The organism is Priestia flexa NBRC 15715, assembly GCF_001591565.1.
GTDB classification, from domain to species: Bacteria; Bacillota; Bacilli; order Bacillales; family Bacillaceae_H; genus Priestia; species Priestia flexa.
The window spans coordinates 44758-71224 of sequence record NZ_BCVD01000002.1 but is presented as its reverse complement, the minus strand read 5'-3'; the positions used below and the strand labels follow the sequence as shown (position 1 = coordinate 71224).

Sequence of the window (26467 nt, the reverse complement as noted above, 5' to 3'; positions counted from 1 at the left end):
TTTCTTATTTACTTTGAATAGAGTTAGTGGAAATGCTTGGGCGCGTTACAGCAATTACGGTTGCTAGTAGACCTAGTAAAACTAAAATAGAACCAACCCAACCGTTAAAGAGAGATGAATGGCCGTTAATAATAATTCCACCCACGTAAGATCCTGCAGCAATTCCCAAGTGAGAAATGGCAACATTTGTACTAATCAATACATCGGGATTGTCTTTGGCGCTTTGAATAATTAAGTTGTTCTGAGCTGGTGAAACGGCCCAGCTTAGAGCGCTCCAAACCGTCATCACAATTAAGAATAAAATAAAAGGCAGCTTAACGGCAAAAGGAAGAGCGACCATGCTTAGAAAAAAGGCACCGATAATTCCAATGACGGCAGTAGGTGCTCCAAGTTTATCAGAAAGAACGCCACCAAAACCTCCACCTGCTACGGCTGCTAATCCGAAAATGCCGTATACAAGCGTCACCATTCCGCTTGATAATCCAAATGTTTCTTGTAAAAACGGTGTGAAATAAGCATACAGCGTTAAGTGACCAGCTAATACAAAAAAGGTTGCGATATGAATAGACAGCATTTTTGTATTGCGAAGTGCATTAAGCTGTTGTTTAATCGGTACTACTGGAGCAGGTTCTAAGCGATCCATGCTAATTGCAACGATAACCATAATAATCGCTGTTAAAAGTGCAATTAAAATAAAGACTTCACGCCAACCAAACGCGTTTCCAATAAAAATGCCAATCGGAATCCCAAGTACTAACGAAGCGCTAATACCCATAAATACAATTCCTAGTGCTCTGCCTTGATATTCAGGTTTCACAAGGCGCGATGCCATTGTTGTAGATAACACAATAATGAACGATCCGCTCATAGCAGCTAATATGCGAGAAACCATCAGCATGGAGTAACCCGTACTAGCTAACGCTACGATATTACTTAGTAAAAAGATAAATAAAGCCCATAAATAAACTCTTTTACGTTCGAATTTTGCCGTAATGTTTAACAATACAGGTGCTGAAATTGCATAGACAAGAGAGAAAATGGAGATTAGATATCCAGCCTTTGCAATTGATACTTGAAATGAACTTGCGATGAGGTCGAGAATGCCTCCTAAAATAAGCTCAACAGTTCCTACAACGAAGGAAGCAATCGCAAGTATGTACACTTTATGATTCATAAATAAAACTCCTTTTAATAAAAGTTACAACTGTAATAGTAACCTTTATTGCAACTCCTTTCAAGTGCAAAATTAAAAAAAGATTGCGTAAAAGCAATCTTTTTTTAATTAACGTCTATATGGAGTAAGAAAGTAGCGTGAGAGCTGGGGAGATTACTAATAGCGAAGACGAGTAAGAAGTCGCATAATCGTTTCATCTTCCAGCAGCTGCTCTTGGTATTTTTTTGTGATATATGTAAGAGCGACATCATGATAAAAAAAGTCGGTAAATACTTTAACAAGGGGCTGAGAGTTTGTCTTAATGGCTTTCCACGTCTCGTTTTCAATTCCTGCAAACAGCAAGGACTGTTCATCCACGATGACGAGCTGAGATGGTTCTAGCTTCTCATGGTGTTCCATGGGGTGAAGCGTGCTCGTATTTTCCAACGTCGTGCGCAAATCTCCAATTGTTAAGATTTCAACTGAAATTCCTTCTCTTTCTTTCTCTTCTAACAAGGGGCGGTAGTGCTCAAGCGTTGTATTCCAAGCCGATAGCAAAATGGAATGCGACGCATCTTGAATAAGTTCATCGATTGTAGCTATGATAGTTGCTTCATCTTTTAGTGTCCACACGTGATCATCTTGACTAACTTTCTTAATCTTATAAGACTGCAAATCGCGAATATCTTCTTCAAATTCTAAGCTTAACTTTTTAATAATGACATCAAGTGATACCGCAGAGTAAAACTTTTTTTTACCGGAAAGAGTGTTTAACACGACACCTTTTTCAATGAGTTTATCTAATACTTCATAGATTTTTGCTTTTGGTACCTGAGATGCACGCACGATAGCCGTTGCGTCCAACGACTCTTCGCTCGATACAAGCGCTTCATATACTTGACTTTCATATTGAGAATAACCGAACTTTTGTAACATAAAACCTCCAAGAGTCTCTTGTAATAAGTTATATGTATTTTATTATAACAAATCTAGTTTACAAAACCATGTTGTCAACGAGAATAGTGCGATTATTATCTATTCATAGTAATAAATAGAGGCATGATAAACTCCTTGTTATAGCATGGTTTTATCCGTGATTTCTGGCTGTTGATTCTCTTACTTTTCCGTATAGAAATTGAATGCCGGCATAGGTGAAAATAACAATACCACCTACTAGTAAAATGACGCATGCGCCTGCTTGGAAAAAATACTTCAATTTAAATCTCTCCTTTAATCCTTTGTTTTCTATTTAAAATTTAATTAGTGAGTGTGTTTACTTTGGATGGAAGATTGCTTTTGTTTCTCAATTATAAAATAAGGTAATAATCACACCCTACTACACGAGCTTACAGTTTTCTTACAAGACTGTAAGGAAACAGGCTTTCATAACATTTCTCTAATTAAAGCGCATACTATATAATAAAGATAAGAAAATATTGGAGAAAACAAGCATGGTCTTTTGGCGATGCTTTTACGTATAGAAAAGGAGGAATGAGTCGATGAGTTTACGAGAACGATTGCTATACGTTGCTGAAAATTTTTCTGCAAAAGAAAGCGATGCTTTGCTTTCTCACGAAGTCGACAATATGCTAACGAGACGAATTCCACTTTCACTTTATAAGCTTTCTGAAGTTAACCGCGAAGAATTCAAAATAACCGGAATGCAAACAGCGCTTTTCCCCTATATCAACATTGTGGACAAAAAGAGCGTAACGGGCCTTGCGATATCGTATGCGCTGAGTGAAGACGGACAGAGACTATACCTTGTGTTAAAAAGAGAAGAAGAAGATGCACCTACTATTGCTGACATTCGCTTTTTTACTCCCGAGCATGAGCGAATAAAAAAAGATCATTTATTAATGATTGGCACAAGTAGTGATGCAAAGAGTTTTGAAGATAACGTAGCGTTATACGTTCCTTATCACATTGAAGACTTTGCAAGTGATCGTCAGCTTTATGAAGATCTCACATTATTTATTGAAATCCATCGTCAGTTTTTAAAAGCGCATGGAATGAGTAAAGAGCTTTTATCGGACAAAGATGTAATAACTCATATGAAAGAATATATCAAATCACAAGGCTTTACGTATGAAGATGAAGACTTAACAAACATTTATTTGTCGTTAAAAACAAAGCCCTTTATCATTTTATCAGGCATGAGCGGAACTGGGAAAACGAAACTGGCACAGCTGTTAGCAGAAAGTCTAGGCGCAACGTTTGAAAATGGAAGGTTGGCCTTAATTCCCGTCAGACCAGACTGGCATGACGGATCGGATTTGCTTGGCTACATCGACCTTAGAGGCGATTTTCGAAAAGGAGCCTTCTTAGGAATTGTGCAACAAGCCATTCAACATCCCACTTATACATACGTGGCAATATTGGACGAGATGAACTTAGCCCGTGTTGAACATTATTTAAGCGACGTGTTAAGCGTAATAGAAAGCCGGAAGTGGCAAGAGCGTAAAATTAAAACCGCGCCTCTGTTGCCAGGTCACAGGATGTTTCGTGACGTGTACATCCCTCCTAACTTATTAATTGTAGGAACGGTTAATATGGACGAAACGACGCACTCATTCAGCCAAAAAGTGTTAGATCGGACGAATACCGTCGAGCTTAATACAATTCACCTCGATTCTTTTGAAAGTCTTACACAGGATTCTTTAGTTACAGCAGGAATCGAAACAACACAGATTCAAAGCTTGTATATTCATTTAAAAGATGCATACGTTGAGCATGGGGAGCTAATTAATGAGGTTACAAATGAGTTAATGTCTCTAAATGAATTATTAAGGCCTATCGATTGTCAAGTTGGTTATCGAATGAGAGACGAAATCTGTTTTTATATGATTTATGCTATTAAAAGCGGCGTGTTTACGTTTGATCAGGCATTTGACTTTCAGCTGTTGCAAAAAATAGCTCCACGCATTAGTGGAGGTGACGTATACACGTTTGACGTATTAAAGGAACTATACTATTACTGTACGAATACATTTGTTGATCAAAATATTGAAACAGCTGTTATTGAAGCGGAACGAATGCGTTTTCCTCGCAGTGCGAAAAAAGTAATGGAGATGATTAGAAGGTATGAGGCATTTGGATATACATCATTCTGGACAAATACCGTTCGTTAAAATTGCCATGAGAAACTGTACCGTCACCATTAGCGGAAAAGCTGAAACACTTAATGAGGAAGTAAGCGAGTCGATGTTTTTTTCTTGTACAGGGCAAGATATTGAAAAGGTCGAAGTGTATCATCCTAAGGACAGAGAGCATGTACAAAATTCACCTCTCCAGCCCTTATTTTTTGAAAATGAACAGTATGAAGTAATGGTGGTGTCAAAGGAACAAAAAGAGCTGTTTTTAGTAAATGAAATGACAGGCATCAAGCAAAAAAGTCGGAGTGTGTATGGAGACGGACAGTCAATTTTGTTCAGTACAATTCTTCTACAAAATGAAATTGGCTATACAACTTTTCATGTTATGAGCGGAACAGAGAAAATAATAGCTTTTACGCTTGAAATCTTTCCTACCAAAATGGACTATAAAAGCGATTACCTTTCCATAGTTGAATCCATTAATCAATCAACGTATGGGATGGCCTACAAACTGGTAGGTAATACGTATTTAAAAGGATCTTTGAATTTAACAGTAAAAGACGGGAATTGGCTCGAGTTTTACCACCTTATATCTCATCATTTTCAACCATTTATGAAATATATTAAGCAGATAGAAAAGCAGCCAACACGCACTGTTTTAAAAGAGAGAGATTTTATGAGAGGAGACCAGCTCAAAAAGTCAGATAGCTTATCAATAGGATACTTGCGTAAACACCCTAATTATTTCGTACCTGCTAAAAGGGGTGTTCGCTTAAAACGAAATAAGTATGTAATACCGAACAAAGTCATTGGCACAAGTAGAAGCGATACCGTAGATACGTTTGAAAATCAAACGGTAAAATGGATGTTAACGACTGTTGAGAATAAGCTAGAGCAGCTTTTTTTACACGTCATGAATCGAAAGGAAGAGTATCATCGTTCCATGGTGAAACGAAACATGATAGAAGAGGTTAATCGCATGCAGCAGGCTGTAAAAACAGTTCGCTCCAACTTTTTTTGGAACCAGATAAGCACTAAATCAATCTATTCGATAGATCGTCGTATTCGCCAAGTTCCGTTATATAAAGAAGTGTGTAAGTACTATATGATGCTGATGAGAGGAATTACATTGAATGGAGAGTTTTATACGCTATCTCTGAAAAATACCGCTTGGTTATATGAGTATTGGGTTTATTTACGAATACGCGATCTACTTCAGGCGTATGCCACATTAAGAACACATAACAGCATAAAAATAACACAAAATGAGCTGTTCATGAATACAGGAGCATCACATCATGAATTCGTTTCAAAGAGCGGAAAACGTATCTATCTTTTTTATCAAAAGGAATTCAGATCAAAGCACACGACTACCCAAAGACCAGATTTAGTATTGACATTGGAAAAAAATAGTGGAGAATACGTGAACTATGTTTTTGATGCCAAATATCGGGTACACCGAAAAGGTCACGATTTTATTCCTAAAGAAGAAGACCTGAATACGATGCATCGATATCGTGATGCCATTTTAAATAGTAAAAATGAGCGCATCATTGAAAAGGCGATTGTATTGTTCCCAAGCAATGATAAAACATCTGTAGACTACTTTCTTAAAAGTATTGAAAAAATAGGAATTGGAGCTCTTCCTTTTTTACCAACCAATGAAAAAATAGTCCAAGACTTTATCTTAGGTCTTTTGACCAAATTTAACTAGTATATTCTTTAAAAGAAACGTAAGGTGGCACCGTTTTCTTAACGAATCTATATACTGAAAATAAGTTCAATTGAACTCCTTTAAAAAAATAGAAAATGGAGGGGAACAATGATGGTAGAACAATCAATATTTCAGCAATTAGTAAATGCTTCTGCTCATGATCGCTACACGTATTTTATCGAGCAAGTAATTAAATGCAAACGAGTTTGGATTGTTCTTGATGAACATAATCAGGTAAAGATGACCGGAAATGATGACAATAAGCGATTAGTACCCGTATGGCCTTGCAAAGAATATGCACAGTGTTGTTTACAGCATGCACCATCTGGCTGCAGAGTCATTGACATTTCTCTTGAGACATTTATGAATGAACTCTTGTTAGGTATGAAGAAAAAGGGCATGTTATCCTCTGTGTTTTGGAATGGATTAGATACTATTATTATCGGTGTTGATCAGCTATTATTCGACTTAGAGTGGGAAATTGGTAAGACAGAGATTATTCATTAACCCTTTTAGGTTTTAGCGGTTTTTATAATTAGATACAGGACCCTTAGACTGTTTTGGGTTTAAATTTTTAAGCTTGTTTTTGAGATAATCCTGTAGGATCTTGCGCTTTTTCTTTCGCTGTTTGTCGCGGTTTTTCATAGGTAATCACCACCTTTCTTTACTTTTATTATACGTAATAATCAGTATTGGTCACTAGTCAAAATAAAAAAATAACCGAAAAGCGCCCGCTTTCCGGTTATTTTTTTTGAGGATCATGAATATCTGAATCGTGCTCTTCCGCAAATTCAGTGCCATATGCAAAACCTTTTCGAAACTCTGTTGTTTTTACAGTACGCGTTCGATTTTGAAAGAAGTGCGCTAATGAGTAGCGATGTACAAGCACTTCAACACCGGTAATAATCGTTGCGGATAAAATGCTTCCCCATGCGATTTGCATATAGTTATTTAATAGAATTGTCCCGAATATCCATACGCTCATATAGGCCAAAATAAAATCAAAAGCAGTAGCTGCTTTATTACCTAAAGCGGGAAGAATAATGCGATCACCTAATATGTAAGATGCAGCGGTTACAAAAGCGCTAAACGATAAAATGTCAACAAACGTTGCATCGAAAAATAAATCCAGTCCAATAGCGAACGCAATCATACACGAAATGAATTTTACGATGATAATGGAAATGTGCTTCATGTGTTTTATAAACCTGCCTTTTCTTCTTAGTATGGACGAAGAATTACTTTTTATACAAAAGCAAACTTTATGTAATATTTCTGTGACAAATTTAGATATTAGTTGTAATTTCTTGTTGAATTTTCTAAAATGTAAAAAGATAGAGTCGCATCATATGTATATACGACAACGATGAATCTGACAGGAGGAGCAGGTTGTGAAGAAGATTTTACTATTCACAGTAGCTGCATTATTAGCTACATTTTTTATTGATCGTGCCTATAGTGAACGCAATCAGGCACAGCTAGAGTCTCAATTAGTAGATGAGATAAATAAAACAAAAGAAGAAACGAAAAGCGACTACGCAGTGATTGATTTTAATGAACTCTTTGATTTTAACTGGGATGAAGTATATGTCTTTGGCCCAGAAGCGTCAGTAAAGGATGTTAATAAAGAACTTGGATTTAAATGGTCGGATGCTACATTAAACAGCGTATTAAATAGTCAGGAAAATGTAGTTGTATTTGTAGAAAACAAACAAATTACTCAGTATATAAAAGTTCCCGTAGATTATGGAACCATTATTCCTAAAGAATCTGTAGTGAAAAAAGCGAACAATTAACATTGTTCGCTTTTTTATGCCTTTTTCTGAATCGCCTTTTTACGAGGCTTTCTTGGCTTTAAGTTGGATTGATCGATACTTAGTTTTAACATTTGCATAAGCTTTGTAACGTCTTGTTCAGATTGCTGTTGACTGAAAGAAGCCATAGCGTCTTTGCTTTGAATTAGTTCATGTAGCATATCACGATAGTCGTTATGATGCATTTTTGGTTCAAACGGAGCAGACAACTTATTAATGATTTCCACAGCCGCTTCACGATCTTTGGTTGATAGAGAAGGTAAGGCGTCGACATGAGGCACGTCTTGTACATGGCGAAGCTCTTCATGAAAGTGCAGCGTTTGTAATAAAAGGCAGTCTCCATAAGAACGAATGATTGCAAGCTGCTGCTTGGAATATAGAAAGACCTTTGCAATACCAACCTTTCCACTTAGTGCAAGCCCTTCCAGTAAGACGCTATATTCGTACCCACCAAATTCATTGGCTGAAATATAATAACTTTTATCAAAGTAGATTGAATCAATTTCTTCTAGCTCGACAAAATGTAAAATGTCAATGGTCTTACTTTGAGAAAATCGCTTTTTTAGCTCATCTAGCTCATGTTCTGATAATGTCACAAAATGACCTTCACTTGTTTCATACCCCTTAATTAGTTCATCTGATGCAACATCACGTTCACAATGTTCACAGCGCTTTACATGATGGATGGGTTTATAACAAACCGAGTGCAGCGTTCGTAATTTAATGTCCTTGTCTTCAACTGCCCCGTGAAGCTTAATTGGAAATTCAATCAGTCCAAAAGACAGCTGGCCTTTCCATGCTGTATGAAGCAAAGGATCACCTCTTTTTTTCTATAGTGTGCAACGAGGAAGAGAAGATATGTACATCATTAATTAAGACTATTAAAACGTAAATAGCCTTAATTAATCTATGTTCTAAATAAACAATTTAAGAGAGCATTTGAATAGAGTTTATTCGCTGAAGAAGGGTTGGATAGGAACATAAGCAGTGGGAGAAGTCACGTTGGAGTTTTTGTAAATGGTAATTTCTAGTATGGAATTCTGAAGGGTTCCGACAATTTTTTTATTGGTTAACAAAAAAGGAAAATCAATTGTTTTTTCAATTTTTTCCTCACGTAAAGCTTTTTGAGACGTATGCCGTTTATCATCATATTGCTCATAGCTCACTTGCTTTGTTGCTACAAGAAGAAGAGTTTGTAATTCAACTGATACATGGATATGGTGAGGATGATAGCCAACAAGCTCTATTTCCACAATATAAGTATCTTCCGTTTCGAATAAATCTGCGCGAACAGAATCATAATCTAAATAGCTCATAAAAGGATTTTCCAAAATTAACTCTAGCAGTTCTTGAAAACTTTTTGAGCAATCGTTTTTAGAATGTTTGTTGTTCATACTTGTTTCCTCCGTTATGATACACGTTCTTCCATAACCATCATATGCAAGCTTTCAAAGATTGTGAAATGATGTATAGAAAGGAAAAGATACTGTGACTCGAAATGAACGCAGAAATGATGAAGTTACAACAGAAATTTTATCAGGAGTTATGCCGTTATCTCTTTCAGAAGAAAGAGATAACGAGCTGCCAGAGGGAATTCAAGCGATGCAAGCTAATAAACAAAAAAAGAGCCGCTAAGGGCTCTTTTTTTACATATCGTGACCGCTATTATGCTTTTGACGAGTATGTTGACGATTCTTTACTTTATGAGATCCACTAAGCGGTTCAGGTTGCCCAGTTTGATGTCCTTTAGGTGCGTTTTTATGCATGTCTTTACTATCGTTTTTGTTCATATGAAAGCTCCTCCTTTTCGTTGCTTCTTTCTTAATGTCGCTCATTATAGAAGCATCTATGCTCGGCATTTTTAACCTGTAAAAGAGGGGTATGAATAGCAGAGGGATATGAAACAATACAACAGAACAATGTAAAAAAGGAGAGATATTATGCCATATCATAAAAATAGTCAGCAGGCTTTTCAAGCAGCTCAACAAGGCCATAAACAAACGTTAGATGCGTATGCACAATCAAATATTGTAAAACACGATGCGGCGTATGGGCATGAGCTAAAGCTTCTTAAAGAAGAAATTAATGAAACATATGAACAAATTAACAATGCGTTGGAAACAGCTACTGAAACGCAGCGTCAGCAGCTTACACAGTTTCAGCAGGACTTGCAGGGAATTATGAACGAAGTGAATGAATAAATAGCCAAAAAGCCATGTGAAAACATGGCTTTTTATGCTAGAAATCATGAGGTTTAAGGTATGTGCTTATCTAACACTGATAATCATTATGAACGATAAAGCACGATGTTAAACTAGCTCATTGATTTTTTTTGCGTTTTTTATTATTTTGCTTTTGTTGTTCAGTTAGCGGCTCATTTGAAAATTCTTCATTGTAACCTGCTCCTTTTCCCTGAGCGCTAGCAGCGTTAGCTCCAGGAATGACGTGCTTTGATTTATGATTAGCCATTTTATTCACCTCCATTTTTAATATGCACAAAAGTCGATGAAATATGAATTATTAGAAAATGTTTGTGGTTAATGATTATATTATAAGAAAAACTTATGCAAATTAATAACATTCTTTTTATTTACTTATGTATAACATTATATTAAGATAGATGGTGAAGGGAATAGAGGATGGGGTAAGTAAAATCCTTTATACATAGCATTTAAGGGGGTAATGAAATGACTAAAAAAGACGTTTTTAACGCTCGTTCGTCATTCACAGTTAACGGTAGCACATATAATTATTACCGCTTACAAGCATTAGAAGAAGCCGGTTTAGGAGCAGTTTCAAAACTACCGTATTCAATTAAAGTATTATTAGAATCCGTTCTTCGTCAAGTAGACGGACGTGTAATCACAAAAGAGCACGTAGAAAATTTAGCAAAATGGGGAACTGATGAAATTCAAGAAGTAGATGTGCCGTTTAAGCCATCACGAGTTATTCTTCAAGACTTCACAGGTGTACCAGCAGTTGTTGACTTAGCATCTTTACGTAAAGCAATGGCTGATTTAGGTGGAGACCCAGATAAAATTAATCCAGAAATTCCAGTAGATCTCGTAGTTGACCACTCGGTTCAAGTAGATAAAGCGGGAACATTAGATTCTTTACGAGTAAATATGGATCTTGAGTTTCAACGCAACACAGAGCGCTATAAGTTCTTAAACTGGGCTCAAAAATCATTTGATAACTATCGTGCTGTACCTCCTGCAACAGGAATCGTACACCAAGTAAATTTAGAATATTTAGCAAACGTAGTCCATGCAGTAGAAGAAAACGGAGAGTACTTAGCGTTTCCAGATACATTGGTCGGAACTGACTCTCATACAACAATGATTAACGGTATTGGCGTTCTAGGTTGGGGCGTTGGTGGTATTGAAGCAGAAGCAGGAATGCTTGGTCAACCTTCGTATTTCCCAGTACCAGAAGTTATTGGAGTGAAGCTAACTGGTGAATTACCAAATGGTACAACAGCAACAGACCTTGCTTTAAAAGTAACGCAAGTACTTCGTCAAAAAGGTGTTGTTGGAAAATTTGTTGAATTCTTCGGACCAGGTGTAGCTCAACTTCCATTAGCAGATCGCGCAACAATTGCTAACATGGCACCGGAATATGGAGCAACCTGTGGATTCTTCCCAGTTGATAGCGAAGCGTTAGACTATATGCGTCTTACGGGTCGTGATGAAGCTGATATTCAGGTTGTCGAACAATATACAAAAGAAAACGGCTTATTCTATACTCCAGATGCAGTAGAGCCAACGTTTACAGATGTAGTAGAAATTAACTTAGCCGAAATTGAATCAAACCTTTCAGGTCCAAAGCGTCCTCAAGATTTAATTCCACTTTCAGACATGCAAAGTGAATTTAAAAAAGCGCTAATAGCTCCTGTAAGTAATCAAAGCTTTGGCTTAAGTACTTCTGATGTAGAAAAAGAAGTAACATTTAAGCTTGCTGACGGTACAGAAACAACAATGAAAACAGGTGCAATTGCTATTGCTGCAATTACAAGCTGTACAAATACATCAAATCCATACGTATTAGTAGCGGCTGGTTTAGTAGCTAAAAAAGCAGTTGAAAAAGGATTAGATGTTCCGGCTTACGTAAAAACATCATTAGCACCAGGTTCAAAAGTTGTAACGGGCTATTTACAAAGCTCAGGCTTACTTCCTTACCTTGAAAAAATTGGTTACAACGTAGTTGGATACGGCTGTACAACATGTATCGGAAACTCTGGTCCATTAGAAGCCGAAATCGAGCAAGCAATTGCAGATAACGATTTATTAGTTACGTCAGTGTTGTCAGGTAACCGTAACTTTGAAGGTCGTATTCACCAACTTGTAAAAGGAAACTATTTAGCATCTCCACCGCTTGTTGTAGCGTATTCTCTTGCTGGTACAGTTGATATTGACCTGCAGAAAGATCCGATTGGTGTAGGAGCAGACGGTAAAGAAGTATTCTTTAGCGATATCTGGCCTTCTCAAGACGAGATTAAAGAAGTAGTAAAAGCAACTGTAACGCCAGAATTGTTCCGTAAAGAGTATGATCGCGTGTTTGATGATAATGAGCGTTGGAACGAAATTGAAACAAGTGAAGAAGCGCTTTACACGTGGGATAATGACTCAACATATATTCAAAACCCGCCGTTCTTTGAGGGATTATCTGAAGAGCCAGGTGAGGTAGAAGCATTAAATGACCTGCGTGTTATAGCGAAGTTTGGAGATTCTGTAACAACAGACCATATTTCACCAGCAGGTTCAATTGCAAAATCATCACCAGCTGGCCTGTATCTACAAGATAAAGGCGTTGAGCCAAGAGACTTTAACTCATACGGATCTCGTCGTGGTAACCACGAGGTAATGATGCGCGGTACGTTCGCAAACATCCGTATTAAAAACCAAATTGCACCAGGTACTGAAGGTGGCTGGACAACGTACTGGCCTGAAAATAAAGTGATGAGCATTTACGATGCTTGTATGAAGTATAAAGAAGAAAACACAGGTCTTGTTGTATTAGCAGGTAAAGATTACGGAATGGGAAGCTCTCGTGACTGGGCTGCTAAAGGAACAAACTTACTTGGTATTAAAACGGTTATCGCTGAAAGCTTTGAGCGTATTCATCGTTCAAACCTTGTGTTAATGGGTGTTCTTCCACTTCAGTTTAAAGAAGGCGAAAGCGCTGAAACATTAGGCTTAACTGGAACTGAAACAATTAGTGTTCAAATTGATGAAACAGTAAAACCACGTGACTTTGTAAAAGTTACTGCAACGGATGAAGCTGGGAACAAAAAAGAGTTCGACGTATTAGTTCGTTTTGATAGCGAAGTTGAAATTGATTACTACCGTCATGGTGGTATCTTACAGATGGTACTACGCGATAAGCTTCAATCAAAAACGCACGCATAAGATAGCAGAAGCGCACCTTTTTAAGGTGCGTTTTTCTTTTCGTTTTTCATAAAACGCTTTCAGATATGGTATGATAATAAAAGATTCACATTTTAGGATGATTTTGCATGTTCTTGTACATATATAAAGAAAAAGGGTCTGTAATTTCATAGAAGCTGGCTGAAAGGAGTAAGCATAATGCTAAAAAAAGTTATAGCAACACTTTTACTGGTAGGCTTTGCAAGCTTTGCAGCGTGGCAAGCTTTAGCACCAAAAGATGATGAAGGAGAAAAGTTATCATCGTATGAAGACTTGAACATAAAAGAAGGACAAGCTGAAGTAGCAAATGGAGAGCCGTATGGTTTAGAACCTGGAGATCAAGCTCCTCCGTTTACGTTAAAGGATACACAAGGTAAATCAGTTCAGTTATCAGACTTTAAAGGAAAAAAGATTATCTTGAATTTTTGGGCTACGTGGTGCCCTCCTTGTAAAGAAGAAATGCCAGCTATGCAGCAGTTTCACGACACATCAGGAAAGGAAGTTCATATCCTAGCTGTAAATTTAACGTCGTCTGAAGGTAGTAAACAAAGTGTTTCAACCTTTTTAAAAGAAAACAAACTATCGTTTCAAGTGCTTCTAGATGAAAAAGATGAGGTAGCTACGAAAGCATATCGTGTGATGACAATCCCAACTTCATACTTTATTAATGAAAAAGGTAAAATTGTTAAGCGTATTAACGGACCAATGACGCTAGAACAAATGGAGACCTTTGCGTCTGAAAGCAGCTCATAATGGCTGCTTTTTTTTGTGAATAAAATGAAACCTTTTCATAGGCATGTTCGTATAGAAAGTATGCTCAAAAATCGATCTTTACTTTAGAAAAAGCTACGTGTTTTAACAAAAAAATGATCAAATTTGGAGCATTTTGAATTTTTTAGGTTTAATGTGAAGGATTATGGCAAAAATAATAGTAATTTATTGTATAGTTATTTTTCAGACTTTTCAAAAATTAAAAAGGATAGGTGATAAAGATGAGAAGAGTAAATAAACGCACGTTTGAAGAGTTAGTAAGAGAGAATAAAAGCAAGTTGTTAGAAGACCAACAAGAGATCGAGCGAATTGAGCTTGCGATTGAAGAGCGTCTAGAAAAACGTATGCTTGAAAAGGCTGAATAGTTCCTTCTGAAACTGGTTACAGTAACAGCAAGGAGGGGTTAACATGGGAAATCCGAAGAAATTCGCCAAACGTTTTGTACCTGACCACATTGGCACTCAGCCGCGAGAAGCCGGTGGTAACAATGGCAAGAAAATGCAAGATAAATCAGGAAAACACCCTCAGGTTATTCAAACAAAGGGAGAATAGAAAGTCGCTGAACAGCGACTTTTTTTTTGTTTTAAAAGGGTGTTATTTTCCACTTATACAAAGAAAAAACCGCTGCATACTAGAGATGTACAAAAAAAGGATTTTAAAGGAGGATTTTACTATGACATGGAGTAAACCAAACCCAGATGATCGTAGCAACAATGTAGAACGCTTACAATCAATGGTTCAAAACACGATTGATAATATCGAAAAAGCTGAGGCTACAATGACGCGAGCGACTGGAGAAGAGCGTGCGAAAATTGAGCAAAAAAATCATAATCGAGAAGTAAGTATAGAGGCAATGCGCAATGAAATTCAAGACGAATCTAAAGCTCGTGAAGAAGGATATCCTAATTCGACTAACTAAGAAACATAAAGGCCAGAATTGGCCTTTATGTTTCTTTTATGTTTCTAATGAACAAGGAAAGGGAATAAACAGCTGATACTACTTATGAGGAGGAGAACTGGTGGGGCGCCTATTAACAAAAAAAGCAACATATCTCATGCTTGCACTTATATTATTACTGACAATTGTCGCATGCTATCATACATATAAGCCGCTACCTGAAGGCGTTTCATACGAAGGAAACGTACACTACGTAAAGGACGTATCGCTGTTATATGACTTAACTTATCAAAGCGGTGATGAAGTTAAAAGCGAGCAGCAAATTTTTCGGCGGATTTTTGAAGCGATTGACAATGCAGAAAACTTTATCGTTATGGATATGTTCTTATTTAACGGCTACTATGACCAAGGTGAAACCTATCCACCTATTAGCGATACGCTAGCGAGAAAGTTAATTGAAAAGAAAAAGGAGCAACCAAACGTAGACATCTATTTCATTACCGATGAGGTAAATACAACGTATGGTTCACATGAATCAGAGTGGCTAGAATCATTAAAACGAGCGGGGATTAAGGTTGTTGAGACAGATGTTACAAAGCTTAGAGACTCCAACCCTCTATACTCAAGCGTTTGGAGAAGTTTTTTACAGTGGTTTGGACAATCTGGAGAAGGATGGCTTTCCAACCCATTTGGTGAGAATGCACCGAAAATTACGGCGAGGTCCTATTTAAAGCTTTTTAATGTAAAAGCTAACCATCGGAAAGTTGTAGCTACTGATAAGACAGCCGTTATTTCATCAGCCAACCCTCACGATGCAAGTGGTTATCATTCCAATATGGCTTTTGAAGTGCAGGGAGATATCATTGGTGAGATTGTTAAAACAGAAAAAGCAGTTGTCGATTTTTCGAGCGATGTACAAATCCCGAAGCTGAGCTATGAAAAAGCTCCGAGCGGTGACATTGGTGTACAGCTATTAACGGAAGGAAAAGTGTATAAAGAAATCCTCAATACACTGGATCAAGTAGAATCAGGGGATGAAGTATGGCTAGGTATGTTTTATCTTGCTGATCGCAAAGTTGTAGAAAAGCTAGTACAATCGTCAAATAAAGGAGCTAAAGTCCGACTTGTTTTAGACCCGAACGTCAATGCTTTTGGACAAGAAAAAATTGGCCTTCCGAATCGCCCTGTAGCTGCTGAGCTATTAGATGATTCAAGCAATAAAATACAAGTACGATGGTATAACACAGACAAAGAACAGTATCATCCAAAAACTCTATTTGTTCGCGGAAAGGACCAGAGTACGATCATTGGGGGATCAGCCAATTTTACAAAGCGTAATTTAGATGACTTGAATTTAGAAACCAATATTAAAATTACCGCAGGATCTGACGAAGATATCTCGGAAGAAATGAATAAATATTTTACACGCTTATGGGGAAACGAAGATGCAACCTATACTCTTCCGTATGAAAAATATGAAAATAAAATGACCATTTTTCAAACATTGCTGTATCGTATCCAGAAGATGCTTAGTTTCACAACGTATTAAAACGCGAGCCGATAAGTAGTGAAACTACACCAATTTGTGGTAATATAGTACCCGTATGATTGCGATGTAGGAGGAAATAAAATCATGATTTCAATAAAAGAAATTGATGTACGCTATAGTGAAACGGACCAAATGGGCGTAGTGTATCATGCAAACTACTTAGTGTGGATGGAATTAGGGCGTACGCAGTTTATTCGAGATTTGGGCTTTAATTATGCTGAAATGGAGAAAGATGGTATTTTATCACCAGTCATTGACATTAACGTTTCCTATAAAAAGCCACTTCATTACGGAGAAACAGCTAAAATTCAAACGTGGCTTGATTATTATGATGGCTTGCGCGTTGTGTATGGATATGAAATTATAACGCCAGATGGAAGTATTGCTCTAACTGGAACTTCTTCGCATGTTTGCGTGAAAAAAGAAAACTTCAAGCCGATTTCCATTCGAAAGCAGTTGCCGGAATGGCATGCAGCTTATGAAAACGCTAAAAAAGGCAAAGAGTAAAAAAAGCATCGATGTATAGTCGATGCTTTTTTTATTATGCTTCGTAAATAAATTCAGGTTCACTTGCCTCTTCATTAAAGACAACTTTTAAATCATGACCATCGAAATACCAAAGATCTTCTTCTTCTACAAAGAATGTTAAACCATTAACTTCAGCTTTGACACCGATATTGGACGGCTGGTCTTTATTAATACCAAGCGAGAATCCTTTTTGAACATTACTACAACCACCGTAGCGAACGAAAAAGCGCAAATGTTCATTGCCTTCTAACATCATTTCATCTTTGTACCATTGGGCAGCTTGTTCTGTTACGTTTAATTTCATTGTGTGTGCTCCTTCCATCACTAGGTTTCCTTTCTTATTATAGTAGAAAAAAGCTAAAATTACCATTAATACAATTGGATGAACGTGGAAGGGTAAAAAAGATAGTCAAAGGAGTTATAAAGTAAACAATGTTCTAAATAACCACTTTGACTACCTTCTTCATTTAAATTCATAGGGCTTCTCAATTGTTTCCCAGCAATGAATGCAATAACGACTGCTTTGCGTTTGTTTATGAATCTTTTTTTCACGCTTACACATTGGACAGCGGCTCGGCTTCATCTCAATCACCTCCTACTGTCAGTATAGCTAAAAAAATATAAATGTATTCGCTTACAACGATGAAAATAAAAGAAATGAAGGCTTTTTACCTTCATTTCTTTTTTGAGAAAAACGTAACTTTTGGTTCCGTCCCTTGACGAATTCGACCAAGATTCGCGCGGTGGCGATAAATGACAAAAGAAGCCAAGAATCCAACAATGATGATTAAAATTAGTTCGCCTGTAAATAGTGTATAAATAAATGCAATGATACCTGCAATCATTGAGGATAGCGATACATACTTGGTGATGTATAAGCAAATGAAGAAGCAAGCAAGCAATGTTAAAAATAAAAGAGGCTCATAAAATAATAAAACACCTGCAGATGTGGCAACGGCTTTGCCACCTTTAAACTTCGCAAATAGCGGATATGTATGTCCAATAACGGCGAATAAACCGACGAAAAGAGGATGAAGTCCTGAATGAAACAAAACAGCTAATGAAGCAGCAAACGTTCCTTTTAAAATGTCTCCCAGCGTTACAAGGATACCTGCTTTTACTCCTAGCGTTCGAAAGCTGTTGGTCCCTCCTAGGTTTCCGCTCCCATGTTCACGTATATCGATGCCATATCCCCATTTTCCAACAACTAGTCCAAAGGGAATAGAGCCGATGATATAGGCCAGAATAGGTAATAGATAATCCATTTGACAAAAGCTCCTTTATCTATATATCGTATCTATTTTACCATGAGATAGCAAAAACACCATACATAGTTTTTCAACAGAGTCTTTTTTCTGTAAGTTTGAAGGAAATGTTTACAAAATACTAAAAAACGGGTAACATATGCAGGAAATTTATTTTATACATCGAACGTTTAAGCATAAAAGGAGATGAAAAGTGTGACAGTTCAAATTCCATCACGTGAAGAATTAGGAAAGATTCTAAAAGATAGTAAGCGAATTGCAGTAGTAGGGCTATCAGATAATCCAGAACGAACGTCGTATATGGTTTCAGAAGCTATGCAAAAAGCTGGTTATGAAATTATACCAGTTAACCCATTAGTCGATGAAGTATTAGGTGTAAAAGCCGTAAAATCATTAACAGATGTTGAGGGGCATGTTGATATTGTAAACGTGTTCAGAAGATCTGAGCATTTATTAGATGTTGCGAAAGAGTTCTTAGAAATTGATGCGGATATTTATTGGGCTCAGCTAGGACTAATAAATGAAGAGGCATATGAACTTTTAGCAAGTAAAGGCTATACGGTTGTTATGGATCGTTGTATTAAAGTGGAACATGCGTTAACGAAATAAATCTTTGATAGGATATGAAAAACCCATGCGTGAATGGAAGCATGGGTTTTTCATATCTTCGATCAAATGACTGTTAGACAACGCTTCAAAGGTCATCTATAATCAAGGGATAGAGCTATATAAGCTTTTATAATACGGAAATATGTGCTAAAATCGTTTAAGTGTGCTAAAATAGAAACGTATGTTCTTACTGAGCGGATGAAACACGAACAAGTAAAGATAAACATATAAAAGGCAGCGCACTGCTGTCTTCTACATAATGAGGAAAGTGTGTTTGTATGGAAGGGGTATGTATGAATGGCTCAAAAGCAAAAATTTAATTATAACGAAGATGCAATTCAAGTATTAGAAGGATTAGATGCTGTTCGTAAACGACCAGGAATGTATATAGGAAGCACAGATACAAGAGGGCTTCACCATTTAGTTTATGAAATTGTCGATAACTCGGTTGATGAGGCGCTAGCAGGATATGGTGAAGAAATCATTGTAACCATTCACCAAGATAATTCCATTTCAGTGCAGGATAAAGGGCGCGGAATGCCGACCGGTATGCATAAATTAGGAAAACCTACACCTGAAGTTATCTTAACAGTACTTCATGCTGGAGGTAAGTTTGGGCAAGGTGGCTATAAAACAAGCGGTGGTTTACATGGTGTAGGTGCATCGGTTGTAAATGCGTTATCTGAATGGTTAACGGTTACAATTTACCGCGATGGTACCATCTATGAACAACGCTTTGAAAACGGCGGGAAACCCGTTACAACGTTAGAGAAAAAGGGAACAACGAGAAAAACAGGAACGACCATTCATTTTAAGCCGGATCCATCCATTTTCTCAGCAACTGTTTATAACTTTGATACATTAAGCGAACGCTTACGTGAATCGGCGTTCTTGTTAAAAGGTTTTAAAATTGAACTAATTGATAAGAGACATAATCAGCACGAAGTGTTTCACTATGAAACGGGAATTGAAGCTTTTGTTACATATTTAAATGAAGAAAAAGATACGCTGCATCCAGTTGTTTCTTTTGAAGGTTTTCAGAATAATATTGAAGTAGAATTTGCGTTTCAATTTAACGATGGTTATTCAGAGACGATTTTATCCTTTGTTAATAACGTTCGTACAAAAGACGGTGGAACGCACGAATCCGGAGCAAAAACGGCGATGACACGTGCGTTTAACGAATATGCAAGAAAAGTAAATCTTCTAAAAGAAAAAGATAAAAACCTTGAAGGGACGGACATACGTGAAGGATTAGGTGCGATTGTTTCTGTTCGTATCCCAGAAGAACTTCTTCAATTTGAAGGTCAAACAAAAGGGAAGCTCGGGACAAGTGAGGCACGTTCATCTGTAGATGCTGTTGTTTCCGAAAAGTTAGCGTATTTTTTAGAGGAAAATCCAGACGTAAGCTCGCTGCTTGTAAAAAAAGCCATTAAAGCTGCTCAAGCAAGAGAAGCTGCGAGAAAAGCAAGAGAAGACGCACGTAACGGTAAAAAAAGAAAGCGTCAAGAAACGGTTCTAAGCGGTAAGTTAACACCTGCACAATCACGTAATCCACAAAAAAATGAGCTATATTTAGTTGAGGGAGACTCTGCTGGTGGTTCTGCTAAACAAGGTCGTGACCGTCGTTTTCAGGCTGTACTGCCTTTGAGAGGTAAAGTTATTAATACTGAAAAAGCGAAGCTTCAAGACATTTTTAAAAACGAAGAGATTAGTACGATTATTCACGCAATTGGCGGCGGTGTTGGAGCTGAATTTGAAGTGGATGATATTAACTATGACAAAATTGTCATTATGACCGATGCCGATACAGATGGAGCTCACATCCAAGTACTACTTTTAACATTCTTCTATCGCTATATGAAACCATTAGTTGAAGCAGGAAAAGTATTTATTGCCCTTCCGCCTCTGTATAAAGTAAGCAAAGGAACTGGAAAGAAAGAAGTTCTAGAATATGCTTGGAGTGATGAAGAATTACAAGGGGCGATAAAAAAAGTTGGCAAAGGCTATATGATTCAGCGTTATAAAGGTTTAGGAGAAATGAATGCAGATCAGCTATGGGAAACCACTATGAATCCTGATACAAGAACGCTTATTCGTGTGCGCATTGATGACGCAGCCCGAGCAGATCGTCGTGTTACTACGCTAATGGGGGATAAGGTAGAACCAAGACGAAAATGGATTGAAAGTAACGTAGCGTTTGGACTAGAAGAAGATCCAAATATTTTAGATAACGAAAATGTAGTAACGGTCTCAGAGGAGGATGTACAATGACACAAACAGAACGATTTTTAGATTTACCTCTTGAGGATGTAATTGGCGACCGCTTTGGACGATATAGTAAATATATTATTCAAGAGCGCGCGCTACCCGATGCAAGAGACGGATTAAAGCCGGTACAGCGCCGCATCTTGTATGCAATGCATGTGGAAGGAAACACGGCTGAAAAAGGGTTTCGTAAATCAGCAAAGACAGTTGGTAACGTAATCGGTAACTATCACCCGCATGGAGATTCCTCGGTTTATGATGCGATGGTGCGTATGAGTCAAGATTGGAAAGTACGAAACGTACTTGTTGAAATGCACGGGAACAACGGTAGTATTGACGGTGATCCACCGGCAGCAATGCGTTATACGGAAGCACGTTTATCAGCAATAGCATCTGAGTTATTACGTGATATTGACAAACAAACGGTAGAGTTTGTTCCTAACTTTGACGACACTAGCGAAGAGCCGACGGTGCTCCCAGCCATGTTCCCGAGTCTACTTGTAAATGGCTCAACTGGAATTTCTGCCGGGTATGCTACTGAAATTCCACCTCACCATCTTGGAGAAGTCATTGACGCAACGATTATGCGAATTGATAACCCATCAAGCTCAGTGGAGGAGCTAATGACCGTCATTAATGGTCCAGATTTTCCAACTGGGGGTATTATACAAGGCATTGATGGAATCAAAAAAGCTTACGAAACAGGTAAAGGGAAAATAATCATTCGCGGAAAAGCAGAAATTGAAGATGTGCGCGGCGGAAAGCAACAAATTGTGATTACAGAAATTCCGTTTGAGGTGAATAAAGCAAACCTTGTTAAAAAAATGGATGAGCTTCGCATTGATCGCAAAGTAGAAGGCATTGCAGAAGTTCGTGATGAAACCGATCGCACAGGTCTGCGAATTGTCATTGAATTAAAGAAAGATGCTAATGCACAAGGTGTCTTACACTATTTATATAAAAATACTGATTTACAAGTGCCTTACAGCTTTAATATGGTAGCTATTTCAAAGAAACGACCGAAGTTAATGAATCTACCAAGCATTTTGGATGCTTATATTGAGCACCAGCGTGAAGTCGTAACCAATCGGTCGAAATATGAATTAACAAAAGCGAAGGAACGCGAACACATTGTTGCAGGTTTAATTAAAGCTTTATCCATCTTAGATGAAGTAATTGCCACCATTCGAGCGTCAAAAGACAAGCGAAATGCGAAAGATAACTTAATCACGCAATTTGACTTTACAGAAAAGCAGGCAGAAGCAATCGTTTCCTTACAGCTATATCGCTTAACAAATACTGATATTACAGCGTTAGAACAGGAGTCAAAAGAGCTTACAGAAAAGATTACAGAGCTAGAGGCCATTCTAGCAAGTGAAAAAAAGCTTTTTAACGTTATTAAAAAAGATCTTCGCCGCGTGAAAAAGCAGTATGGTGACGAGCGCCGCGCAAAGATTGAAGCGGAGATTGAAGAAATTAAAATTAACCTAGAAGTTATGGTTCCTTCTGAAGATGTCATTGTGACGGTCACAAAGGATGGCTATGTCAAACGCACAAGCTTACGCTCATATTCAGCTTCGAATGGGCAGGATTTTGGTATGAAGGACACGGATCGGATTCTTTCAAAGTTAGAAATTAATACAACAGAAACGCTCTTAATTTTCACAAGAAAAGGAAACTATTTATATCTCCCTGTACATGAACTTCCTGATATTAGATGGAAGGATATGGGGCAGCATATCATGAACATTGTTCCAATTGATAAAGACGACCATATTGTGAAAGCCATTCCAATTAAAGAGTTTAAAGAAGATTACTATTTATTATTCTTTACGAAAAACGGCATGATTAAAAAATCTGAGTTGCTACAGTATAAGGCGCAACGTTATTCTAAAGCTCTAGTCGCTGTGAATGTAAAAGGTAATGACGAAGTAGTTGATGTGTACGTAACAAATGGCAAGCAGCAGGTCTTTATTGCCACTCGCCAAGGATACGGCTTATGGTTTGCTGAAGAGGAAGTCAATGTTGTTGGAACGCGCGCTGCAGGTGTAAAAGGAATCAATTTGAAAGAAAATGATTATGTCGTTAGCGGAGCTGTTTTTAGTGAAGAAAAAGTGAAGGAAACAGATTTATTTATTACAACGCACCGAGGTGCTATTAAGAAAACAAAAATGACAGAATTTGAGCAGTCATCTCGAGCGAAACGTGGATTAGTAATGGTTCGTGAATTAAAAGCAAATCCTCATCAAATTACAAAAGTGAAGATTGTCACGAAGGAAGATGAGGTTGTGATACAGTCTGAGAAAAATCAAACAGAGCGCATTGATCCAGCGTCAATGCGACCAAGCGATCGCTATAGCAACGGTTCATTTGCAATCGATCAAGCGGAATCCGGGGACGTTATTGATATGTGGATTGAAAAAAAAACAAAATAATAAACTAAAAAGAGCGCTGTTTTGCAGCGTTCTTTTTAGTTTATATAAATTCTATATAAACTATGTTCTAAATAATCAATATAAATAAAAAATAGCAGCTAAGAAAATATCAACATGAACAGAGAATATCAACATAAAAATAAAGTAGGCATAATGAAAGGAAGTGTATTTTTATGGGATATTACCTTACCGTTGATCAAAAGGGTACGAAAATATATGTTGAAGACATTGGAAGTGGAATGCCTATACTGTTTCTTCACGGCTGGCCAGTTAATCATACAATGTTTGAATATCAGTTTAATGAGCTTCCGAAACATGGGATTCGCTGCATTGCAATAGATTTACGCGGGTTTGGAAAATCAAGTCGACCGTTCAAAGGCTATACATATAACTCATTAGCCGACGATGTTCGAGCAGTTATTCACGCCTTACAACTTTCAGCTCTAACGTTAGTTGGTTTTTCAATGGGAGGAGCAATTGCCCTGCGGTATATGAGTAGACATTTAGGGTTTGGTGTGAACAAACTGATTCTAGCTGGTGCAGCTGTCCCTAGCTTTATTAAAAGAGACGATTTTCCTTATGGACTTTCTAAGGGAGAAGTAGATAGCATCATTCAAGCGACGTATCAAGATCGACCAGCTATGCTCGCCGATTTTGGCCAGAAATTTTTTAATTCAAAAATTAGCTCTTCTTTTAGAGATTGGTTTCAATTACTAGGTCTAGAAGCTTCGGGTCACGGAACGATTAAAACAGCAAAGTCACTGCGTGATGAAGATCTCCGTGAAGACTTGAGTCAAATTTTTGTAAAAGCGTATATTTTACACGGAAAGAAAGATCAAATTTGTCCGTTTCCTTTAGCTGAAGCCATGCATAAAGGAATTGAGGGTTCAACGTTAATTCCTTTTGAAAAGAGCGGTCACGGCCTTTTTTACGATGAACAAAAAAAGTTTACTGAAACCTTAAAAGACATTGTTTATTCTGCTGCGAAAAGAGATTGACTGCAACGAGGATATAAAATTATGGTGATAAACGGTCTTCTATAGGCAAATCGGTGGAATTCCTACCAAAAGCCTTTCTTTCTAAAAGTTTACTTATTTCCTATTCCGGTCGTTTGTGAATTTGGAAAATACAAGGAAAACGAATATAAAGCGTCCCTATTTCTAATGAAAATATATGGTGGAAATCTGTAAGGAGGGTTTTAATGAGAAATAAAAAGCTATTCAATAGCAAGGAAATTATGGATTCGCCTATTGTTCCTGAATGGGGAAAAGCGGTTTTTAGTGATTTTAGTCAAGACATGCTTTCTGAAGAGAACCCTTTCCCCTGCATTTTAGGAGTAGAGGGATTAAAAAAAGATTTGCTGCGCTTTGCGTTTGTGTCTTCACCATATAATTATAAAGATATCAGGCTCTGTGCAGATGCACTTAAAGAATATATGGCATGCTTTCGCACATTAGGTCGCTATACATCATTTGTTGTGTTCTTTGAGCCTGAACATAAAAAACGTACGATGACTCAGTATGAAACGATGTTTTGGGATACGCTCACATTTTTACATCGAATTGATGGAAAGCCTTGGCCCGAAGAAATCCCCAAAAACCCTAACGATCCTCTATGGGAGTTTTGTTTTGAAGGTGAGCCAATATTTGTTGTCTGTAATACGCCTGTACATGAATTACGAAAAAGCCGAAAGAGCAGCAGTTTCATAATTACATTTCAGCCTAGATGGGTGTTTGAGGGAATGACTCCTCATACAAAAATGGGACAGCAAGTTCAAAAAACGGTTCGGAATCGACTTGAAGATTACGACAAAGTTGAAGCGCATCCTCATCTAGGATGGTATGGAGATCAAGAAAATCATGAATGGAAGCAGTACTTCTTGCGAGATGTTAACAACTCGTTCCCAACAGAATGTCCATTCAAGCTAAAAAGGAGTGAAAGAGATGGAGTTAAAAAAAGCCTTTATTAAAAAAGGAATTGGCGGTGGTCTTGAAGAAGTTATACATGAACTACTTCCAAAACATACCGGTTATGTAGAGGTTCAACATGATGTTGCAGGGCAGGAACACCCAAGTCATACTCACCCTACCGACGAGATTCTTCATATTATTAAAGGATCTATTTATTTTACAGTTGAGGGAGAAACAACTCGGTGCGAAGCGGGAGATCGTATTTATTTACCAAAACACACAAAGCATGCGTCAAAAGCTGATGTGAATGGTTGTACGTATGTAATCTCCATTTTAAAATTTTGATGAAAGAAGTTGATGACTGGAATGATTCAATCAAACCCTGTTTTAATCATAATAGATGTACAAAAAGGTTTTGAACAAGATGCTTGGGGAACTCGTAATAATATTCATGCAGAAGATAATATGCTCACTCTTTTACAAGCTTGGAGGAGACAGCAGTTTCCGGTTATTCATGTCCAGCATGCTTCAAAAAGCGAAACATCTCCTCTTTTTCCAGGGACGGAAGGATTCCGTTTCAAAGAAGGTTTCGGTCCTGTTGGTGATGAATACTTAATTCGAAAGCATAAAAATAGCTGTTTTATAGGAACAGAACTGGATAACTATCTGAAGGAAAACGGATACGATACGCTTATACTAGTAGGTTTAACAACGAACCATTGCGTCTCTACAACGGCACGCATGGCAGGAAACTTAGGTTATCGCACTTACGTCATCCACGATGCAACTGCGTGTTTCAATCTGTTATCATATGACGGTGAAACAACTTTTGCAGCAGAAGATGTTCATCGCTTAAGCTTATCATCTCTTCACAATGAATTTGCAACGGTTACTTCAACATCCGAAGCCCTACGCGTACTGCAATCCTATCAATATATAAAATGAGGCCTGATGCTTTTGCATCAGGTTTTTTGTGTAGATTATTCTGACAAAAACAAGTACAATAGAAACATCATTTTGAAAAAGGAGCAC

The 26467-nt window shown here is 37.5% G+C and carries 30 protein-coding genes; 20 read left to right on the top strand and 10 right to left on the bottom strand.

What is annotated here, in order from left to right; translation table 11 throughout:
* Positions 1–4: 4 nt before the first annotated feature.
* The 3 genes from BFL01S_RS01030 to BFL01S_RS21205 all read right to left on the bottom strand — a co-directional run bounded on the left by BFL01S_RS01030 (position 5) and on the right by BFL01S_RS21205 (position 2369).
* Positions 5–1174 (bottom strand): MFS transporter, encoded by a 1170-nt coding sequence (locus BFL01S_RS01030; RefSeq protein WP_061784650.1) that lies wholly within the window; start codon positions 1172–1174, stop codon positions 5–7.
* A gap of 156 nt (positions 1175–1330) precedes the next feature.
* Positions 1331–2089, bottom strand: coding sequence for a TrmB family transcriptional regulator (locus BFL01S_RS01025; RefSeq protein WP_025911150.1), 759 nt, complete (start codon positions 2087–2089; stop codon positions 1331–1333).
* Between the two features lie 151 nt (positions 2090–2240).
* Positions 2241–2369: a hypothetical protein gene (locus BFL01S_RS21205; RefSeq protein WP_257788883.1), complete on the bottom strand. Its 129-nt coding sequence runs from the start codon at positions 2367–2369 to the stop codon at positions 2241–2243.
* A gap of 283 nt (positions 2370–2652) precedes the next feature.
* On the opposite strand from BFL01S_RS21205, the gene BFL01S_RS01020 reads away from it, so the two are divergent.
* The 3 genes from BFL01S_RS01020 to BFL01S_RS01010 all read left to right on the top strand — a co-directional run bounded on the left by BFL01S_RS01020 (position 2653) and on the right by BFL01S_RS01010 (position 6469).
* Positions 2653–4284 (top strand): McrB family protein, encoded by a 1632-nt coding sequence (locus tag BFL01S_RS01020; protein WP_061784649.1) that lies wholly within the window; start codon positions 2653–2655, stop codon positions 4282–4284.
* 7 nt (positions 4285–4291) lie between these two features.
* Positions 4292–5962 carry a DUF2357 domain-containing protein gene (locus tag BFL01S_RS01015; RefSeq protein WP_169799833.1) on the top strand — a complete coding sequence of 557 codons (1671 nt, stop codon included), beginning with the start codon at positions 4292–4294 and terminating at the stop codon, positions 5960–5962.
* 108 nt (positions 5963–6070) lie between these two features.
* Positions 6071–6469: a DUF2750 domain-containing protein gene (locus BFL01S_RS01010; protein WP_025911147.1), complete on the top strand. Its 399-nt coding sequence runs from the start codon at positions 6071–6073 to the stop codon at positions 6467–6469.
* Between the two features lie 235 nt (positions 6470–6704).
* On the opposite strand, the gene BFL01S_RS01005 is transcribed toward BFL01S_RS01010, so the two are convergent.
* Positions 6705–7157 carry a YndM family protein gene (locus tag BFL01S_RS01005; protein WP_061784647.1) on the bottom strand — a complete coding sequence of 151 codons (453 nt, stop codon included), beginning with the start codon at positions 7155–7157 and terminating at the stop codon, positions 6705–6707.
* A gap of 196 nt (positions 7158–7353) precedes the next feature.
* On the opposite strand from BFL01S_RS01005, the gene BFL01S_RS01000 reads away from it, so the two are divergent.
* The gene (locus tag BFL01S_RS01000) at positions 7354–7758 is read left to right on the top strand and encodes a hypothetical protein (protein ID WP_025911145.1); all 405 of its coding nucleotides are present in this window, start codon (positions 7354–7356) and stop codon (positions 7756–7758) included.
* 14 nt (positions 7759–7772) lie between these two features.
* Here BFL01S_RS01000 and ku read toward each other — a convergent pair whose 3' ends face one another.
* Both ku and BFL01S_RS00990 read right to left on the bottom strand, forming a co-directional pair.
* Positions 7773–8588: a non-homologous end joining protein Ku gene (gene ku / locus BFL01S_RS00995; RefSeq protein WP_061784646.1), complete on the bottom strand. Its 816-nt coding sequence runs from the start codon at positions 8586–8588 to the stop codon at positions 7773–7775.
* A gap of 138 nt (positions 8589–8726) precedes the next feature.
* Positions 8727–9170, bottom strand: a complete 444-nt coding sequence (locus tag BFL01S_RS00990; RefSeq protein WP_061784645.1) for an Hsp20/alpha crystallin family protein — start codon at positions 9168–9170, stop codon at positions 8727–8729.
* A gap of 94 nt (positions 9171–9264) precedes the next feature.
* On the opposite strand from BFL01S_RS00990, the gene BFL01S_RS20260 reads away from it, so the two are divergent.
* Positions 9265–9411 (top strand): hypothetical protein, encoded by a 147-nt coding sequence (locus tag BFL01S_RS20260; protein ID WP_156474890.1) that lies wholly within the window; start codon positions 9265–9267, stop codon positions 9409–9411.
* 11 nt (positions 9412–9422) lie between these two features.
* On the opposite strand, the gene BFL01S_RS00985 is transcribed toward BFL01S_RS20260, so the two are convergent.
* On the bottom strand, positions 9423–9566 hold the full coding sequence (locus BFL01S_RS00985; protein WP_061784644.1) for a small acid-soluble spore protein P: 144 nt from the start codon (positions 9564–9566) through the stop codon (positions 9423–9425).
* A gap of 150 nt (positions 9567–9716) precedes the next feature.
* Here BFL01S_RS00985 and BFL01S_RS00980 point away from each other — a divergent pair, with 150 nt between their 5' ends.
* On the top strand, positions 9717–9977 hold the full coding sequence (locus tag BFL01S_RS00980; RefSeq protein WP_061784643.1) for a hypothetical protein: 261 nt from the start codon (positions 9717–9719) through the stop codon (positions 9975–9977).
* A 118-nt stretch (positions 9978–10095) separates the two neighbouring features.
* Here the strand turns inward: BFL01S_RS00980 and sspO are convergent, their stop codons facing one another.
* Entirely contained in the window at positions 10096–10245 is a 150-nt protein-coding gene (gene sspO, locus BFL01S_RS00975) for a small acid-soluble spore protein SspO (protein WP_025911139.1), read from the bottom strand.
* Between the two features lie 218 nt (positions 10246–10463).
* On the opposite strand from sspO, the gene acnA reads away from it, so the two are divergent.
* From acnA to BFL01S_RS00945, 7 genes are all read left to right on the top strand, one after another.
* The gene (gene acnA / locus BFL01S_RS00970; protein WP_061784642.1) at positions 10464–13184 is read left to right on the top strand and encodes an aconitate hydratase AcnA; all 2721 of its coding nucleotides are present in this window, start codon (positions 10464–10466) and stop codon (positions 13182–13184) included.
* A gap of 177 nt (positions 13185–13361) precedes the next feature.
* Positions 13362–13955 (top strand): peroxiredoxin family protein, encoded by a 594-nt coding sequence (locus tag BFL01S_RS00965; RefSeq protein ID WP_025911136.1) that lies wholly within the window; start codon positions 13362–13364, stop codon positions 13953–13955.
* A 239-nt stretch (positions 13956–14194) separates the two neighbouring features.
* Positions 14195–14338, top strand: a complete 144-nt coding sequence (locus BFL01S_RS19775; RefSeq protein ID WP_076512981.1) for an FbpB family small basic protein — start codon at positions 14195–14197, stop codon at positions 14336–14338.
* Between the two features lie 43 nt (positions 14339–14381).
* On the top strand, positions 14382–14525 hold the full coding sequence (locus BFL01S_RS00960) for an acid-soluble spore protein N (protein WP_025911133.1): 144 nt from the start codon (positions 14382–14384) through the stop codon (positions 14523–14525).
* A 121-nt stretch (positions 14526–14646) separates the two neighbouring features.
* The gene (gene tlp, locus BFL01S_RS00955) at positions 14647–14892 is read left to right on the top strand and encodes a small acid-soluble spore protein Tlp (RefSeq protein WP_025911132.1); all 246 of its coding nucleotides are present in this window, start codon (positions 14647–14649) and stop codon (positions 14890–14892) included.
* Positions 14893–14992: 100 nt separating this feature from the next.
* Positions 14993–16420 carry a phospholipase D family protein gene (locus BFL01S_RS00950; RefSeq protein WP_082802670.1) on the top strand — a complete coding sequence of 476 codons (1428 nt, stop codon included), beginning with the start codon at positions 14993–14995 and terminating at the stop codon, positions 16418–16420.
* Positions 16421–16504: 84 nt separating this feature from the next.
* Positions 16505–16927, top strand: coding sequence for an acyl-CoA thioesterase (locus tag BFL01S_RS00945; protein WP_242529468.1), 423 nt, complete (start codon positions 16505–16507; stop codon positions 16925–16927).
* A gap of 34 nt (positions 16928–16961) precedes the next feature.
* Here the strand turns inward: BFL01S_RS00945 and BFL01S_RS00940 are convergent, their stop codons facing one another.
* Positions 16962–17252: a HesB/YadR/YfhF family protein gene (locus BFL01S_RS00940; protein WP_025911127.1), complete on the bottom strand. Its 291-nt coding sequence runs from the start codon at positions 17250–17252 to the stop codon at positions 16962–16964.
* A gap of 370 nt (positions 17253–17622) precedes the next feature.
* Positions 17623–18213 carry a glycerol-3-phosphate 1-O-acyltransferase PlsY gene (gene plsY / locus BFL01S_RS00935; RefSeq protein ID WP_061784640.1) on the bottom strand — a complete coding sequence of 197 codons (591 nt, stop codon included), beginning with the start codon at positions 18211–18213 and terminating at the stop codon, positions 17623–17625.
* A gap of 186 nt (positions 18214–18399) precedes the next feature.
* Here plsY and BFL01S_RS00930 point away from each other — a divergent pair, with 186 nt between their 5' ends.
* From BFL01S_RS00930 to BFL01S_RS00900, 7 genes are all read left to right on the top strand, one after another.
* On the top strand, positions 18400–18822 hold the full coding sequence (locus tag BFL01S_RS00930) for a CoA-binding protein (RefSeq protein ID WP_242531504.1): 423 nt from the start codon (positions 18400–18402) through the stop codon (positions 18820–18822).
* Between the two features lie 297 nt (positions 18823–19119).
* A complete protein-coding gene (gene parE / locus BFL01S_RS00925) occupies positions 19120–21096 on the top strand; it encodes a DNA topoisomerase IV subunit B (protein WP_061784639.1) in 1977 nt (658 codons plus the stop codon).
* A complete protein-coding gene (gene parC / locus BFL01S_RS00920) occupies positions 21093–23525 on the top strand; it encodes a DNA topoisomerase IV subunit A (RefSeq protein ID WP_025911120.1) in 2433 nt (810 codons plus the stop codon). Before parE ends, parC begins: the two co-directional genes overlap by 4 nt.
* Positions 23526–23698: 173 nt before the next feature.
* On the top strand, positions 23699–24523 hold the full coding sequence (locus BFL01S_RS00915) for an alpha/beta fold hydrolase (protein WP_025911119.1): 825 nt from the start codon (positions 23699–23701) through the stop codon (positions 24521–24523).
* 203 nt (positions 24524–24726) lie between these two features.
* On the top strand, positions 24727–25494 hold the full coding sequence (locus BFL01S_RS00910) for a YqcI/YcgG family protein (RefSeq protein WP_061784638.1): 768 nt from the start codon (positions 24727–24729) through the stop codon (positions 25492–25494).
* Entirely contained in the window at positions 25469–25780 is a 312-nt protein-coding gene (locus tag BFL01S_RS00905; protein WP_061784637.1) for a cupin domain-containing protein, read from the top strand. Before BFL01S_RS00910 ends, BFL01S_RS00905 begins: the two co-directional genes overlap by 26 nt.
* A gap of 21 nt (positions 25781–25801) precedes the next feature.
* Positions 25802–26380 carry a cysteine hydrolase family protein gene (locus BFL01S_RS00900; protein WP_025911113.1) on the top strand — a complete coding sequence of 193 codons (579 nt, stop codon included), beginning with the start codon at positions 25802–25804 and terminating at the stop codon, positions 26378–26380.
* The last annotated feature ends 87 nt before the right edge of the window (positions 26381–26467 follow it).